We start from the raw sequence: 14,921 nt of genomic DNA on the forward strand, positions 1-14,921 counted from the left end.
GGGACCGGGCCGTCCGGCGTAGGGGTGGGGGTCCACCCGGAGACCTACGCGGAGGCCTCCGGGATTGGCTCTCGAGACCGATGCGTGACCTGGGGCCGAGGTTCCACCATGGAGACATGAGCGCAGCAACCATCCATCCAGCCTCTGTCCGCCCCCCGTCCGGTGCCACGGCCATGGACGGCCCTCATCACCACCCGCTGGGCAATGCCCTGCGCGCCGTCAAGGTGTTCTTCGAGGCCGCGTTCAGCGTGGTGATCCTCGGCGAGTACGGCGAGGAAGCGGGCATACGCCGTAAGTAGCGGCATAGTGTCACCTCCGTGCCGAAACGGACGGTGGCGTCCCGCCCTGCCCTGTTGTCCCTGATCCTGCTCGCGGTCTCTCTCTGCTCCTTCACCGCCCTGTGCGTCCTGCAGCGGGCCCCGATGGCCGACCTGCTGGTCTACCGTGCCGAGGGCGCTGCCGCGTCCCACGGCGGCGACCTGTACGGCTTCACGGTCACCGAGTGGCGGCTCCCGGCGACCTACCCGCCCTTCGCGGCGATCCTCTTCGTCCCGGCCACCTGGCTCCCGGTCCCGGCGCTGAAGGCGGCCTTCCTGGCGGGCAACGCGCTCCTGCTCGCCGGCCTGGTCATCCTCTCGGCACGCCTGGCCGCCCGCCCCCTGCCCCTGCCCCTGCTCTGCACGTGCGCGGCCCTGGCCCTCTGGCTGGAGCCGGTCTTCCAGACGCTCCTGTTCGGCCAGGTCAACCTCGCCGTGGCCTGCCTCGTCCTGTGGGACCTCACCCGCCCTCCGGGCGCCCGCGCCAAGGGCCTCGCCCTCGGCCTCGCGACCGGCGTGAAGCTCACGCCCGCCGTGTTCGTGGTCCATCTGTTCCTGCGCGGACGCAAACGCGAGGCGGCCACAGCGGTGACCGGCTTCGCGGCCACGGCGCTGCTCGGGTTCCTGCTGCTGCCCGCCGCGAGCGCCGACTTCTGGAGCCGGCGCCTGTACGAGACCGGCCGGGTGGGCAAGGCGTGGATCGTGGACAACCAGTCCTTACGGGGGCTGGTCGCGCGGGCCCTGGGCGACCCGGCGCCGGGCCTCGCCTGGGCGCTTCCGGCGGCGCTGGTGGCGGTGATCGTCCTCCTGCTGGCGGCCCGTGCCTGCCAGGAGAGCCACGGCATCCTGCTGGCCGCCTGTGCGGCCCTGCTGGTCTGCCCGATCAGCTGGTCGCACCACTGGGTGTGGTGCGTGCCGCTCCTCGCGGTACTCCTGGCCGAGGGCCGCACGCTCACCGCCGGGCTCGTGGCCCTCGTCTTCACCGCCCGCACGATGTGGCTGGTGCCCCACGAGGGCGCCCTGGACCTCGAACTTCCTTGGTGGCAGGAGCTGTTGGCGGCCCCTTACCCGATCCTGGCGCTCGGGCTGTCAGGGGCGTGTGCCAACATGATCAGCCGTTGTCCGATCCATTCGACCGAGCAAACGGGGAAACAGGCATGTCCTTCTCGAAGCTTCCGTTCCGCAGGGCGGTGAGCGGACTGACCGCCGCCACCGCGCTCGCCGTCGGCGCCACCCTCATGGCCGCTCCCAGCGCCTCGGCGGTCGGCTCCTCCGGCTGCACCAAGAACATCAAGGACGCGACCTACACGGTCGTCCTGTACGACCACGCGGACATGCACACCGGCCCCGGCAACAACTACCGGGTCAAGAAGTCCGTGTACATGGGCAACAAGGTCCGCGTGTACTGCACCGCCAAGGGCGGCTCCTGGTACTACGGCAAGTTCGGCTCGACCTACGGCTGGATGGAGGAGCACGCGTTCTTCTAGGCCGTACCCCTCCAGGCCGCCGGTTCTTCGCCGCCCCGCCTAGCCCTCCGCCAGGATCTCGTCCGCGTCCACGATCCGGTACGCGTACCCCTGCTCCGCCAGGAAGCGCTGGCGGTGGGCGGCGAAGTCCTGGTCGATGGTGTCGCGTGCGACGACCGAGTAGAAGTGGGCCTGGTGGCCGTCGGCCTTGGGGCGCAGCACGCGGCCCAGGCGCTGGGCCTCCTCCTGGCGGGAGCCGAAGGTGCCGGACACCTGGACGGCGACCGTGGCCTCGGGCAGGTCGATCGAGAAGTTGGCGACCTTCGACACCACGAGCACGCTGATCTCTCCCTCGCGGAACGCGTCGAAGAGCTTCTCGCGCTGCGCGTTGGACGTCTCGCCCTTGATCACCGGGGCGTTCAGGTGCTCGCCCAGTTCGTCCAGCTGGTCGATGTACTGGCCGATGACGAGGATCTGCTGCCCGGCGAACCGGCGCACGATCGCCTCCGTGACCTTCCGCTTGGTCTCGGTGGTCGCGCAGAAGCGGTACTTCTCCTCGGTCTCGGCGGTGGCGTACGCGAGCCGCTCGGAGTCGGTGAGATTCACCCGGACCTCGACACAGTCGGCGGGCGCGATGTAGCCCTGCGCCTCGATCTCCTTCCAGGGCGCGTCGAACCGCTTCGGCCCGATGAGGGAGAAGACGTCGGACTCGCGGCCGTCCTCGCGCACGAGGGTCGCGGTCAGGCCGAGGCGGCGGCGGGCCTGGAGGTCCGCGGTGAACTTGAAGACCGGCGCGGGCAGCAGGTGCACCTCGTCGTAGACGATCAGACCCCAGTCACGGGAGTCGAACAGTTCCAGGTGCGGGTAGACGCCCTTCCGCTTGGTCGTCAGCACCTGGTAGGTGGCGATGGTGACCGGGCGGATCTCCTTCCGGGTCCCGCTGTACTCGCCGATCTCGTCCTCGGTCAGCGTGGTCCGCTTCACCAGCTCGTGCTTCCACTGCCGGGCCGAGACGGTGTTGGTGACGAGGATGAGGGTGGTGGACTTCGCCTGCGCCATCGACCCGGCGCCGACCAGCGTCTTTCCGGCGCCGCAGGGGAGCACGACCACGCCGCTGCCGCCGTGCCAGAAGTTCTCCACGGCCTGCTTCTGGTACGGACGCAGCGCCCAGCCGTCCTCGAGCAGCTCGATCGGATGCGCCTCGCCGTCCACGTAGCCGGCGAGGTCCTCGGCCGGCCAGCCCAGCTTCAGCAGCGTCTGCTTGATCTGCCCGCGCTCGGAGGGGTGCACGACCACGGTGTCCGGGTCGATGCGCGCCCCGACCAACGGAGCGATCCGCTTGGACTTCAGCACCTCCTCCAGCACCGGCCGGTCGGTGGTGGTGAGGACGAGTCCGTGCGTGGGGTGCTTGCTCAGGGTGAGCCGTCCGTACCGGTCCATCGTCTCGGCGATGTCCACGAGCAGCGCGTGCGGCACCGGGTAGCGGCTGTACTGCACCAGTGCGTCCACGACCTGCTCGGCGTCGTGCCCGGCGGCCCGCGCGTTCCACAGGCCGAGCGGGGTGACCCGGTAGGTGTGGATGTGCTCCGGCGCCCGCTCCAGCTCGGCGAAGGGCGCGATGGCACGCCGGCAGTCGTCGGCCCGCTCATGGTCGACTTCCAGGAGCAGGGTCTTGTCCGACTGGACGATCAGCGGTCCGTTCACCAACGCACTTCCCTTCCGCGCGGCCAAACGTCCAGTGTGCCCTATCAGCGGATGATCGCGGCGGGACGCCGCAACCATGGGCCCCCGACACGGGTCTTCCCACCGCGGGACCGGCGCCGGGGCGCGGTCCGGGAGGAGCGGGGCGCGATGTCGGTACGCAGGTGGGTGACCGGCCTGGGGGCCACGGCGGTGCTGGCGGCGGCGGGGGCGTGGGCGCTGTGGCCGCCCGGTGTCGATCAGCACCTGTGGGGCGAGGTGCGGCCCCTGATCGAGGCGCGGCTGGTGGCGGACTCGAAGGGCAGCGGGTACGGGGAGACGCAGCCCGGTCTGCGGGCGCAGTGGTTCTGCCGGGCCGAGGCACGCGACCTCGACGAGCACGACGGCGTCGTCCGGGCGGGCGTGACCACGTTGTGCATGGAGTACGGCGTGCGGAAAGGCGCTCTTCTGGAGTGCTCCGGAGCCGACGTCCCGCAGGTGGTGCGCCTGAAGCGGGACGCGGGTGCGCACGGCGGCTTTCGCGTGACGTCGCGGGAGGAGGGGCCGGACGGCGAGGGCAGCGGGAAGTGGGTGGAGGACCACTTCAGCTTCTTTCACGAGCCCGGCCCCGAGGGCACGGGTGGGTCCGCCGACCTGGAGGCCACCGCCCGCAAGCACTTCGGCCTGCCCGCGGACGCTCCGGTCAAGGACTGCTGACCGGGCCCGCGCCTAGTCCTCCGCCAACTCCGCGACCCCCGTGACCCGGTGCAGCGGATACGTCCGTACCTCGTCGGCCGTGTGGTCGTACGCCGTCACGAAACCGCCCTCGACCCGGATCGGGGCGATGACGCGCTGGCTGGCGGTGCCCTCGGCGTTGACGTAGCCGATCCACAGGGACTCGCCGGTCAGGACGGCGGCCTGCATGGTGGCCAGGGTCTCGGCGGAGCTGGTGCGGGGCAGTTCGCCGCCCGTGAGCGCGCTGCCCGACGGCTTGCGCGGGGCGGTGGCGGCCAGGTCGCCGGCCCGGATCGCGCGGATCGCGGCCGCCAGCAGCGTGCCGTCGGGCGGCGGCGGTCCGTCCGGCACCGGCTCGGGCGCGGTGCGCGGCGGGGTGCGGTGGGCGTCGGCGCGGGTGATCAGGACGTCGCCCTCGGCGGACTCGGCCGCGGGCGCGTAGCCCATCGCGCGCAGGCCCTCCAGCAGTGTGGCCGGGTCCGTCGGGGCGGCCAGGACGGTCGGGGCCAGCCGGCGCAGGCGCAGGGCGGCCGCCCGCTTGTCGGCGAGGATCTCGTTCAGCAGGGCGTCGTCGTCGCAGCGGACGTACGCCGAGGCCGCGCCCACCCGCAGATGGCCGTGCTTGCGTGCCACGTCGTCGATCAGGTAGGCCAGCGGCTGCGGGACCGGCGTGCGGGAGTGCGCGGTCAGGAAGGCGTGCAGGTCGGCAGCGGCCTGGCCGGCGTCCAGGGCACGGCGGACCGAGGCCGGCGTGAAGCGGTAGACGGTCGCCCCGCCCTTGGACTCGACGTCCGCGAGGATCCCGAGCATGTCGGCGAGCGGACGCCGGAGCGGGCCGGGGGCCACCGCCGTGAGGTCCGCCTGGAGCAGGACGTGGTCCAGGGGTTCGGGCAGCAGAGGTGCGAGGAGCCGGGCCGCGGCGGCCGTGGCGACGGTCTGCTCGGTGGGGGAGAGGGGTTCCGGCAGGGCGCCCGTGCGGTGGTGGACGGGGAGTTTGTCACCGGGCCCGGAGGGTTCCACGGCGGCCGAGGGGTGCGCGGCCGCCGGTGCGCCGAGCAGCGCCCGCCCCTGTGCCGACAGCGCCCCGCGCCCGGTGACGCCGAGCAGCTCCGCCTCCGAGAGGGTCCAGCGGGCGAGCCGGGAGCGCAGATCGTCGGCGCTGTCGACGTCCCGCTGGGGACCGCGCAGCGGCCGCTCCCAGAGCAGCCGGGCCAGCACCGACTCGGCGCCGGGGGCGGCGCCCTGCGGGAGCCCGGCCAGCAGGGTCAGCACCCGCTGCCGTACCTCGGGCGCGGCGGACCGGTCGAGTCCCGGCCCCAGCGTGGACAACGTACGGTCCTTCGCGTCCCGCCCGCCGACCAGCCCCGCGGTCCGGGTGGCCTGCAGCCAGGCCTCGGCGAGCAGGGCCCAGCGCTCGGCGGGTGGCCGCTCCAGCCACTCGTCGTAGGCGGGGGTGGCCGCGTACCGCTCGTCGGCCTCGCCGTCGGAGGCGAGCAGCCCGGCCGCGTATGCCAGCTCGACCCAGAAGGCGGCGACCGGCTCGGACACGTCGAGGGCGACGGCGGTCCGCTTCAGGTCCCGCACGCTCAGCCCGCCGGCCCGCAGCACGGCCGGGCCGCCCTCGTCCCAGTCCTTCAGCAGCTCCTCGACGGTGGCCAGCGCGGTGTACGCCTGCCCGGCCGCGGTGGCGTCCACGATCTGCGGGGCGTGGGTCGCGGCCGGCTCGACGGCGGGCGGCAGCGGCTCGGGCGCCCGGTGCGCGCGGCCCTCGCGCAGGTGCAGGGCGACCTCGCGGGGCAGGACGACCGTGCCCGGCGCGGTGGGCAGCAGCAGGCCCCGGTCCAGCAGCCAGCGCAGATGGGTGGCCGGGTCGGCGGTGACCTGTCCGTACGGCGGCCCCCACATCAGCCGGGACAGCACCTCACGGGCGGCCTCCGGGGCCTTCGCGAGCAGGGCGGCCATCTTCTTCCGGTGGGTGAACAGGTCGGTGAGCGCGGCCGCGGCGGAGACCGAGTCGTGCGTCGAGGCCAGCCCGGCGGCGCCGACGATCTCCTGGATCCGCCCCGGGGACATGCCCGCGGTGGCCTCCTGCACGCTCGGGCCGAGCCCGGTCGGGGAGGGGTGCTGCGCGGACGGGGCGAGCAGCTCCCGTGCGGTCCGCACCAGCCGCAGCCGTTCGTCGTCGCCCCACACCAGGGCCTGTTCGCGCAGGGTGGCCACCGCGCGAGGCAGCGCGGCGGCGACGGTCTCGTCCCGGGCGTACCCGGCCATCAGGCCGAGCAGAATCTCGTACGACGTCGGTTCCGGGGCCACGGCCAGGGCCTCGGCGGTCTGCAGCGCGAACCGGTCCAGCCGCTCCAGGGCACGCAGGACCGAGGCGCGGGTGCCGGCGCGGGTGGCGAGCTGCGTGAGGTCGGTGGGAACCGGCGTGATGAGATCGGGCCGGCTGCGCAGGAGCGCGGCCAGGGAAGCGTCGTCGCGCGCGCGGAGTGCTTCCGCGAGGGAGCGTGGAGCCGACGGGGGCGTGTGGGCGCTCATCCCGACCACGGTACCCGGAGGGTGGCCGGACGCAGCGGTGCAGGACGGGGTCCGCCGTTACGCGGTCAGCGCAGACCCGTGTCGCACCTGACCGTGATCTCCGTGTACGTGTCGGGGCGGACGGTGACGTCGACCGGCTTGCAGTGGCTGGTGCCGGAGGCCTGGGCCCGCACCTCGTAGACGCCGGTCCGCAGCGGCACCCGGAACCGGCCGTCCGGACCGGTGTGCACGCTCGCCACCTCGGTGTCCGAGGACCGGTCGCGCACCCGCACGGTCGCCTCGGCGGGCCTGCTGCAGTCCCGGCTCTCGGGAGCGCCCTCCACGGGACAGGTCGGCCACCGGACGACGACGCCCTTCACCCCGGACCGGGCGTCCGCAGGGGCGCCGCCCGACCCGTTCGGGGCCGCTGCGGAGCACGCGGCGAGCGCCACCGGCACGGTCAGCGCCACGAGCGCGAGGAGCAGGCCGGCCGGCGGCCGCCGGGCGTTGCGGCGGCGTTGCGGGAGCACGTTTCCACTGTAGGCAGCGGGGCGTGGGCACAGGCAGCGCGAAAGGGCGGAGGGGGTGGCACGGTGGCCACTCCCTCCGCCCTGGGGTGTGTCAGCGGTGTCCGGTCCCGCCGGCTAGCTGCAGAAGCCGAGCTTGCCGATGCGTGAGCCCCACGAGGTGGTGCTGATCTGGCGCTCGTTCACGACGTAGGCACGGTTGCCGACGGCGCAGGTGCTGGTCTCGGACGGGTTGATGGAGACGGCGGAGTAGTCGCCCCAGCGCTCCACGGCGTCGCTCGTCGGGTCGTAGAACGTCGAGGCCGTGCTGTGGGTGTTGCCGCCGATGACGTTGGGCGGGTCGCCCGCGAGGCGGCCGCCGCTCTTCACCCGCACCTGGTGGGTGGAACCGGCCGTGATGTTGGTCGCGGTCCAGGTGAAGAACATCCGGCCGATCGGGTTCGCAGCGGTGCCGCCCACGGGGGAGCCGGCCACCGACGCGTTGAAGTCGTCCGAGTTGGCGGACTCGACCACGACACCACCGGCGGTCACCGAGCTGGTGTCGGTGTTGATCTGGCGCCACGTCGGGGTCGGGAACCCGCCGGCGTCGATGGTGTGGATGTTGAGCAGCTGGTTGCCGATCTGCGTGCTGTTGTTCACGAACCGGGAGTCCGAACTGTCCAGCAGGCTGGCCGTGCCGGGCTGGCGGGCGCTCGACGGCACCGTGTAGGCGGCCACCGGGACGTTGGGCAGCTGCACGATCGTGGCGTTGCTGCGGCCCAGGCCGGTGGCCTTGAACAGGCTCAGCTTGTTGTCGGACGAGGCGGCCGCCACCAGGAAGTCGTTCGCGTTGTTGTCCTCCACGACGGGAGGCGCGACCGTGCCCGGCGTGCCCAGGCTGAAGTACGGGAAGCTGAAGTTGCGACCGTTGTACAGGTCGGCCTTGGCGATACCGAAGGCGCGCGAGCGGACGTAGAGGTTCCCGGAGTTGAAGATGTTCGCCGTGACGATCACGGCGTCCTGGTCGAGCCCCAGCTGCGGGAAGTCGTAGAAGTCGCCCGGGTTCTCCGGCGGGTCGAACGTGTAGAGGTAGAACGAGCCGGTGGCGTCCGAGCCGGTGGACACCGCGTAGAACACCTTCTGGACCGTGCTGCTCTCCGGGAACGCCTCGGCCGAGATGACCCAGCGGTTCCACGTCCTGTCGTAGACGACGCGAGGGTCGAAGATCGTCTGCGCGCTGTAGCCGAAGAAGCTGGCGAACGACACGTTCTTGAGCAGGCTGCCGTCCGACTTGCTGAACACGCCGAAGCCGGCGCCGTTCACGGTCTCGACGAACTGGCTCTTGCCGACGGCGCCGGTCGTGTCCGGCGGCCGGAGGCAGCAGGGCTGGCTGAGCCCCTCGAAGCTGCCCTGGGACGGCTGCTTCGCCATCCTGGCGCTGTTCCCGCCGGTCATCCTGGGCCGCTGCTTCGTGGCGTGCTTCGCGGCGGCGGCCTTCAACTCGGCGAGCTTCTTGCGGGAGACCGTGGGCAGCGGGCCCTGGTCCTTGCGGACCTTCGGCTGGGCGTGTCCGCTCGGGTTGATCAACTTCGGCTTGGACACGTGCACCATGTGGGGCGCCGGCAGCGGCTTGCCGTCCGCCCGGGGGTGAGCGGACGCCCCGGTCGCCTGAGCCACGCCCAGGCTCAGCGCGAGCGCGGCCAGCATGGCCGGCACCACGCGACGCGCCCTCCGTCTGGTCGTCAAGACAGATTTCCTCTCTTCGCCTCCGCGGCCTGGGTGGCCGGCTGAAAGGTCGTCCACAGCATGTGGGAAAGCGCATTCGGGAACTTGGCGACGTAACGAACATTTCAGCCAAGTCCACCTGAACGGCCGTTGGAGTGGTGTCCGGTCGCGTCGGCTAACAGAAGCCGAGCCTGCCGATGCGCGATCCCCATGAATCGGTGCCGGTCTGACGCTCGTTCACGACGTAGGCGCGGCTGCCGGCGACGCAGGTGCCGGTCGCGGAGGGGTTGATCGTGACGGCGGAGTAGTCGCCCCAGCGCTGGACCTGGTTCTCGCCCAACGGGGCGTAGAACGTCGAGGCCGTGCTGTGGGTGTTGCCCCCGAGGACGTCCGGGGCGTCGGTGCCGAGGCGGCCGCCGCTCTTGACCCGCACCTGGTGGGGGGTGCTCGTCACGTTCGTCGAGGACCAGGTGAAGAACATCCGGCCGATCGGGTTGTCCAGGGTGCCGCCCACGGCCGAGCCGGCCACCGAGGGGTTGAAGTCGTCCGAGTCGGGGGACTCGGTCACCTCACCGCCGGCGGAGACCGTGCTGGTGTCGGTGTTGATCTGGTACCACTTCGGGGTCGGGAACCCCCCGTCGTTGACGGTGTGGACGTTGAGCAACTGGTTGCCGATCTGCGTGCTGTTGTTCTGAAACCGGGCGTCCAGGGTGTCCAGCACGGCGTTCGTACCGGGCTGGCGGGCGCTCGGCGGCACGGTGTAGGCGGTCACCGGTACGTCGGGCTGTCGCACGACGGTGTCGTCGCTGCGGCCGAGACCGGTGGCCTTGAACAGGCTCAGACGGTCGGCCATGGGGTAGGCCGCCACCAGGAAGGCGCTGGAGTTGTCGTCCTCCACGACGGGAGGCGCGACCGTGCCCGACAGGCCCAGGTCGAAGTACCGGAAGTCGGTGAAGCGGCCGTTGTACAGATCGGCCTTGGCCATGCCGAAGGCGCGGGAGCCGATGTAGTCGTACCCGAGTTCCGTGGGGCGGAAGACGTTCGCCGTGACGATCACGGCGTCCTGGTCGAGCCCGAGTTGCGGGAAGTCGTAGAAGTCTCCGGTGGCGGGCTCCTCCGGCGGGTCGAACGTGTAGACGGAGAACGAACCGGTCGGGTTCGAGCTGGTGGACACCGCGTAGAACACCTTCTGGACGTCCTGGTCCTCCGGGAACGCCTCGGCCGAGACGACCCAGCGGTTCCACGTCCTGTCGTAGACGACCCGGGGGTCGAAGATCTCCTGCGTGTCGTAGCCGAAGAAGCTCGCCAACGACACGTTCTTGATCAGGGCGCCGTCCGACTTGTTGAACACGCCGATGCCGGCGTTCGTGACCTCGACGAAGTAGCCCTTGCTGACGGCGCCGTGCGTGTCCGGAGGCATGAGGCAGCAGGGCTGGCCGAGCCCGTCGAAGCTGCCCTGACTGGGTGGCGGCGCCAGTTTCCCGGCCCTGTTCCCGCCGGTCCGCCCGGGCCGCTGCCGCGCCGGGTGCTTCGCGGCCTCGGCCTTCAGTTCGGCGAGCTTCTCGCGGGGGATGGTGGGCAGCGGCCCTTGGTTCCTCCGGTTCTTCCGGACCTTCGGCTCGGCGTGCCCGGAAGGGTTGACCACCTTCGGTTCGGACAGGTGAACCTTGTGGGGCGCCGGGAGCGGCTTGCCCTCCGCCCGGGGGTGGGCGGACGCCCAGGTCGCCTGGGGCAGGCCCACGCCCAGGCTCAGCGCGAGCGCGGCCAGCAGGGCCGGCACGACGCGGCGCGCTCTCCGTCTGGTCGTCAAGACAGGTTTCCTCTCTTCGCTTCGCAGCCGCGGTGGCCGGTGAGCAGGTCACGCTCAGGATGAGAGGTCATGGCGTCGGGCACCCGCACCCACGCGGTACCGTCGTCCAACGGGGTGTCATCGCCGTTGCCCCGGAGGGGTTTCCGTGGGGATCGAAAGCGATCAGGTCGTCTACGAGTATCTGAGCCGCGTCGGAGACATCGCTCACCAGCGGCAGTTGCCGTCGTCCGCGCGAATGCGGTTGGTGTCGGAGCTGCGCAACGAGATCGACCGGCACCGGGCGAAGGCGGCGGTGGACAGCCCCGCCGCCGTGCGCCGCATCCTGGAGCGGCTGGGCACCCCGGACGAGGTGGTCGAGGCCGCGGGCGACAGCGCGGGGGTGCCGCGGCCGGCGCCCGCCGCCGTGCCCGTACAGCGGGAGCCGGAGCCGAAGGAACGGCCGAAGGGGCTGCGCAGGGTCGTACCGCGGCCGCGTGCCGCCGAGCCGGAGTCGAAGCCGCGTGACGTCCCGTCCCCGCCGCATCTCGCCGCCCCGGACGAGCTGGGGGACAGCGCGACGCACCCCGACTGGTGGCGGGTGGAGGGCAGCCCGTTCGGTACGCCCACCGGTGACGTCGTCCCGGGGTTCGTGGGCGGGGTGGAGATCCCCGACCTGCTCAGACGCCCGCAGAAGGAGACGGAGGCGAAGGAGCCGGAGCCCGGGCAGGCAGAGCCGCCGGAGGCGGCGGAACAGGCAGTCGCCCCGCGCCGCCGCCTGTTCGCCCGCAAGGCGCCCGCGCCCGCGGCGGCCGCCCGCCGCCTGCTCCCGGGCCCCGCCGCCGGCTGGAGCAACCCCCTCCTCCTGCTGGCCGCCGCCGCGCTGGTCGCCGGAGCCGTGCTCGGGAACTGGTTCGCGCTCCTGCTCGGCTGGCTGATCGCCTACGGCTCCCGCCGACTCAGCCCCGCGGAGACCAAGTGGGCCGTACTGGGTGTCCCCGGCCTGGCCCTCGCGTCCGGGCTGCTCTGGCTGTGGGGCCGTGACACCGGCCGCTGGGGTGCCCCCGTCGCCCAGGGCCACATGAACGACGCCGTGGCGGAGACCTGGCCCTGGGTGGTGCGCGGCGCGGCGGTCGCCTCGGCCCTGTTCCTGGTGTGGCGGTCACAGAGAAAGCGCTAGCCCTCCGGACCCGGTGTCATCGGTACCCGGCAGAATGTCCCCCATGACCGTCACCCCGGCCCCCGCCCTCACCGTCGGCTTCGACCTCGACATGACGCTCATCGACTCCCGGCCGGGCATCCACGCCTGCTATCGGGCACTGGCGGAGCGGACAGGGACGTTCATCGACGCCGACCTGGCGATCACCCGGCTGGGGCCGCCGCTCGCGGAGGAGCTGGTCAACTGGTTCCCCGCGGAGCAGGTCGCCGCCATGGCCGATCTGTACCGCGAGATGTACCCCTCGATCGCCATCGCCGCGACTCCCGCGATGGCGGGCGCGCGGGAGGCGATGGACGCGGTGCGGGACGCCGGCGGCCGGACGATGGTGGTCACGGCGAAGTACGAGCCGAACGCCAAACTGCACCTGGACCACCTGGGCATCGCGCCCGACGTGGTCGTGGGCGACCTGTGGGCCGAGCGGAAGGCGGAGGCCCTGCGCGAGTACGGCGCGGCCGTGTACGTCGGTGACCACGTCGGAGACGTCCGCGGGGCCCGTACGGCGGGCGCGCTGTCCGTCGCCGTGGTCACCGGACCGTGCGACGGGGACGAGTTGCGCGCCGCGGGGGCGGACGTCGTGCTCGACGACCTCTCCGCCTTCCCGGCCTGGCTGGCCGCCTACCGCGAGGCGCCCCGCGCCTGACGCCGCCCGGCGGCGACGGAACGCAGCACACCGGCCCCGGCCACCAGGAAGCCGACGGCCATGAGCATGCTCAGACCGAACATGTACGTCGGAAAAGGCTTCGCACCGAGGAACAGCGGGGCCACCGTGACAAGGGTGGCCACGGCCCCGATGAAGAACACCACGGCACCGGCGCGGATCAGTCGGTCACCGGGCCCGGCGGAATTCGTTTGGGTTTTGTCACGCACCGGACCAGGGTAGTTCCCAGCGCAAGAGAACAACCCGAGGACGTCTTGTCACCCGCCCGAAGACCATTAGCCTTGGTGTCGGCGGGTCATGGTCGACCCGCTCTAGTGCTATCAAGAGCCGTTTCCGAAGTAGTTTTCCCGACGAGTACGAGGACGAGGACAGACGTGCCTACCGGCAAGGTCAAGTGGTTCAACAGTGAGAAGGGCTTCGGCTTTCTCTCCCGCGACGACGGCGGTGACGTCTTCGTCCATTCCTCGGTTCTCCCCGACGGGGTCGATGTGCTCAAGCCGGGACAGCGCGTGGAGTTCGGCGTCGTCGCCGGTCAGCGCGGTGACCAGGCCCTCTCCGTGACCGTGCTCGACCCGACGCCGTCCGTCGCGGCCGCGCAGCGCAAGAAGCCGGACGAGCTGGCCTCGATCGTGCAGGACCTGACGACCCTCCTCGAGAACATCACGCCGCAGCTGGAGAGGGGCCGTTACCCGGAGAAGGCCGCCGGAAAGAAGATCGCCGGCCTTCTGCGCGCGGTCGCCGACCAGCTGGACGTGTGACCCTCAGGGGAAAGCGAGCGCATCCGGACCGAGGGGCGGCAGCAGCCCCTCGGCCGCCGCGCGTGTGAGCAGCCCGCGGATCGCCGCGTAGCCGTCCTCGCCGAGGTCGGCGGTGAACTCGTTGACGTACAGCCCGATGTGCTGGTCGGCGACGGCCGGGTCCATCTCCTGGGCGTGCTCCATGACGTACGGCCGGGAAGCCTCGGGGTCGTCCCAGGCGGCCCGGACGGACGCCTTGATGGAGTCGGCGAGCCGGCCGAGGGTCTCGGCGCCCAGCGACCGCTTGGCGATGATCGCGCCGAGCGGGATCGGCAGCCCGGTGCTGCGCTCCCAGTGCTCGCCCATGTCGGCGAGCTTGTGCAGCCCGTAGTTCCGGTACGTGAAGCGTGCCTCGTGGATGACGAGTCCGGCGTCCACCTTGCCGTCCCGCACGGCCGGCATGATCTCGTGGAACGGCAGGACGACGATCTCGCCGACCCCGTCCGGCAGCGTGTCCGCCGCCCAGAGCCGGAACAGCAGGTAGGCGGTCGACCTCTCGCTCGGCACCGCGACCGTACGGCCCGTCAGGTCGGTCCCGGTCTCCCGGGTCAGCACCAGCGGCCCGCAGCCCCGCCCCAGCGCACCGCCGCACGGCAGCAGCGCGTACTCGTCCAGGACGTAGGGCAGCACGGCGTACGACACCTTCAGTACGTCGAACTCGCCGCGCTCGGCCATGCCGTTGGTGATGTCGATGTCGGCGAAGGTCACGTCCAGCGCGGGGGCGCCGGGGACGCGGCCGTGGGCGAGGGCGTCGAAGACGAAGGTGTCGTTCGGACAGGGCGAGTACGCGATCTGCATCGCATCACTGGTCATGCGTGTTCCAACTCTCCAATGCGGGCGCGAGCTTCCCGAAGCCCTCGGTGAGGGCGGCGAGCGCGTCGCCGATGCGCCAGGCGGCGCGGTCGCGTGGGCCGACCGGGTTGGACACCGCCCGGATCTCCAGCACGGGTACCCCGTGCGCGGCGGCCGCCTCGGCCACGCCGAACCCCTCCATGCCCTCGGCGAGGGCCTGCGGGTGGCGGGCGCGCAGCTCGGCGGCGCGGGCGGCGGTGCCGGTGACGGTGGAGACGGTCAGGACGGCGCCGGGACGGGCGCCGGTGGCCTCGGACACGCCTCGTACGAGCGAGGGCGGCGGCCGGTGGGTGACGGTCCCGAAGCCCAGTTCGGTGACCGGGAGGAAGCCGTCGGCGGTCTCGGCGCCCAGATCGGCCACGGTGATCGCGTCGGCGACGACGAGTGAGCCGACCGGGGCCTCGGGCAGGAAGCCACCGCCGATCCCGGCCGAGACGACGAGACCGTAGGGGCTGCCGTCGAGGGCGGCCGCGGTGAGCGCGGTGGCGGTGGAGGCGGCGGCGAGGGCGGGCCCGACACCGCCGGCCAGCAGGTCGTACCCGGCACCGGTCCGCACGAGGGAGACCCCCGGCAGCCGTACCTCCGCACCCGCATCCGGGAACGCCCGGGCCACCGCATCCCGTTCGGCCGGGACCGCGGTGGCCACGAGTACGCGTACGGAGG

General features: G+C 72.2%; 15 protein-coding genes. 7 read left to right on the top strand and 8 right to left on the bottom strand.

Features of this window, described 5'->3' with window-relative positions:
• Positions 1-116: 116 nt before the first annotated feature.
• From ACIRVH_RS24690 to ACIRVH_RS24700, 3 genes are read left to right on the top strand one after another with little or no spacing between them, the layout of a single operon-like run.
• Positions 117-299, top strand: coding sequence for a hypothetical protein (locus ACIRVH_RS24690; protein WP_403956720.1), 183 nt, complete (start codon positions 117-119; stop codon positions 297-299).
• Positions 300-317: 18 nt separating this feature from the next.
• Entirely contained in the window at positions 318-1,511 is a 1,194-nt protein-coding gene (locus tag ACIRVH_RS24695; protein ID WP_403956722.1) for a glycosyltransferase 87 family protein, read from the top strand.
• Positions 1,475-1,804 (top strand): hypothetical protein, encoded by a 330-nt coding sequence (locus ACIRVH_RS24700; RefSeq protein ID WP_403956723.1) that lies wholly within the window; start codon positions 1,475-1,477, stop codon positions 1,802-1,804. Before ACIRVH_RS24695 ends, ACIRVH_RS24700 begins: the two co-directional genes overlap by 37 nt.
• 39 nt (positions 1,805-1,843) lie before the next feature.
• Here ACIRVH_RS24700 and ACIRVH_RS24705 read toward each other — a convergent pair whose 3' ends face one another.
• Positions 1,844-3,487, bottom strand: coding sequence for a DNA repair helicase XPB (locus ACIRVH_RS24705; protein WP_403956725.1), 1,644 nt, complete (start codon positions 3,485-3,487; stop codon positions 1,844-1,846).
• A gap of 147 nt (positions 3,488-3,634) precedes the next feature.
• On the opposite strand from ACIRVH_RS24705, the gene ACIRVH_RS24710 reads away from it, so the two are divergent.
• Positions 3,635-4,180 carry a hypothetical protein gene (locus ACIRVH_RS24710; protein ID WP_403956727.1) on the top strand — a complete coding sequence of 182 codons (546 nt, stop codon included), beginning with the start codon at positions 3,635-3,637 and terminating at the stop codon, positions 4,178-4,180.
• 12 nt (positions 4,181-4,192) lie between these two features.
• On the opposite strand, the gene ACIRVH_RS24715 is transcribed toward ACIRVH_RS24710, so the two are convergent.
• The 4 genes from ACIRVH_RS24715 to ACIRVH_RS24730 all read right to left on the bottom strand — a co-directional run bounded on the left by ACIRVH_RS24715 (position 4,193) and on the right by ACIRVH_RS24730 (position 10,756).
• Positions 4,193-6,736, bottom strand: a complete 2,544-nt coding sequence (locus ACIRVH_RS24715) for a helicase-associated domain-containing protein (RefSeq protein ID WP_403956729.1) — start codon at positions 6,734-6,736, stop codon at positions 4,193-4,195.
• Positions 6,737-6,801: 65 nt separating this feature from the next.
• Positions 6,802-7,245, bottom strand: a complete 444-nt coding sequence (locus ACIRVH_RS24720; RefSeq protein WP_403956731.1) for a carboxypeptidase-like regulatory domain-containing protein — start codon at positions 7,243-7,245, stop codon at positions 6,802-6,804.
• A 114-nt stretch (positions 7,246-7,359) separates the two neighbouring features.
• Positions 7,360-8,967 (bottom strand): hypothetical protein, encoded by a 1,608-nt coding sequence (locus ACIRVH_RS24725; RefSeq protein WP_403956733.1) that lies wholly within the window; start codon positions 8,965-8,967, stop codon positions 7,360-7,362.
• A gap of 154 nt (positions 8,968-9,121) precedes the next feature.
• Positions 9,122-10,756, bottom strand: a complete 1,635-nt coding sequence (locus tag ACIRVH_RS24730; protein ID WP_403956735.1) for a hypothetical protein — start codon at positions 10,754-10,756, stop codon at positions 9,122-9,124.
• Positions 10,757-10,901: 145 nt separating this feature from the next.
• Between ACIRVH_RS24730 and ACIRVH_RS24735 the strand changes: the two genes are divergently transcribed.
• Positions 10,902-11,912 carry a hypothetical protein gene (locus ACIRVH_RS24735; RefSeq protein ID WP_403956737.1) on the top strand — a complete coding sequence of 337 codons (1,011 nt, stop codon included), beginning with the start codon at positions 10,902-10,904 and terminating at the stop codon, positions 11,910-11,912.
• A gap of 43 nt (positions 11,913-11,955) precedes the next feature.
• The gene (locus ACIRVH_RS24740; RefSeq protein WP_403956738.1) at positions 11,956-12,591 is read left to right on the top strand and encodes an HAD family hydrolase; all 636 of its coding nucleotides are present in this window, start codon (positions 11,956-11,958) and stop codon (positions 12,589-12,591) included.
• On the opposite strand, the gene ACIRVH_RS24745 is transcribed toward ACIRVH_RS24740, so the two are convergent.
• On the bottom strand, positions 12,567-12,818 hold the full coding sequence (locus ACIRVH_RS24745; RefSeq protein ID WP_094217163.1) for a hypothetical protein: 252 nt from the start codon (positions 12,816-12,818) through the stop codon (positions 12,567-12,569). The genes ACIRVH_RS24740 and ACIRVH_RS24745 overlap by 25 nt on opposite strands.
• Before the next feature lie 165 nt (positions 12,819-12,983).
• On the opposite strand from ACIRVH_RS24745, the gene ACIRVH_RS24750 reads away from it, so the two are divergent.
• Positions 12,984-13,367, top strand: coding sequence for a cold-shock protein (locus ACIRVH_RS24750; protein ID WP_403956741.1), 384 nt, complete (start codon positions 12,984-12,986; stop codon positions 13,365-13,367).
• Between the two features lie 3 nt (positions 13,368-13,370).
• Here the strand turns inward: ACIRVH_RS24750 and ACIRVH_RS24755 are convergent, their stop codons facing one another.
• Positions 13,371-14,219 (bottom strand): 1,4-dihydroxy-6-naphthoate synthase, encoded by an 849-nt coding sequence (locus tag ACIRVH_RS24755; protein ID WP_403956743.1) that lies wholly within the window; start codon positions 14,217-14,219, stop codon positions 13,371-13,373.
• Positions 14,209-14,904 carry a futalosine hydrolase gene (locus ACIRVH_RS24760; protein WP_403956745.1) on the bottom strand — a complete coding sequence of 232 codons (696 nt, stop codon included), beginning with the start codon at positions 14,902-14,904 and terminating at the stop codon, positions 14,209-14,211. Before ACIRVH_RS24760 ends, ACIRVH_RS24755 begins: the two co-directional genes overlap by 11 nt.
• Positions 14,905-14,921: the final 17 nt, after the last annotated feature.

The sequence above is a fragment of the Streptomyces sp. NPDC101165 genome (assembly GCF_044768135.1).
Taxonomy (GTDB): Bacteria; Actinomycetota; Actinomycetes; order Streptomycetales; family Streptomycetaceae; genus Streptomyces.

What these genes read in the sequence shown, in the direction of transcription:
- ACIRVH_RS24755 (WP_403956743.1), bottom strand. Translation starts at nt 14,219, where the DNA reads ATGACCAGTGATGCGATGCAGATCGCGTACTCGCCCTGTCCGAACGAC.
- ACIRVH_RS24715 (WP_403956729.1), bottom strand. Translation starts at nt 6,736, where the DNA reads ATGAGCGCCCACACGCCCCCGTCGGCTCCACGCTCCCTCGCGGAAGCA.
- ACIRVH_RS24700 (WP_403956723.1), top strand. Translation starts at nt 1,475, where the DNA reads ATGTCCTTCTCGAAGCTTCCGTTCCGCAGGGCGGTGAGCGGACTGACC.
- ACIRVH_RS24740 (WP_403956738.1), top strand. Translation starts at nt 11,956, where the DNA reads ATGACCGTCACCCCGGCCCCCGCCCTCACCGTCGGCTTCGACCTCGAC.
- ACIRVH_RS24710 (WP_403956727.1), top strand. Translation starts at nt 3,635, where the DNA reads ATGTCGGTACGCAGGTGGGTGACCGGCCTGGGGGCCACGGCGGTGCTG.
- ACIRVH_RS24690 (WP_403956720.1), top strand. Translation starts at nt 117, where the DNA reads ATGAGCGCAGCAACCATCCATCCAGCCTCTGTCCGCCCCCCGTCCGGT.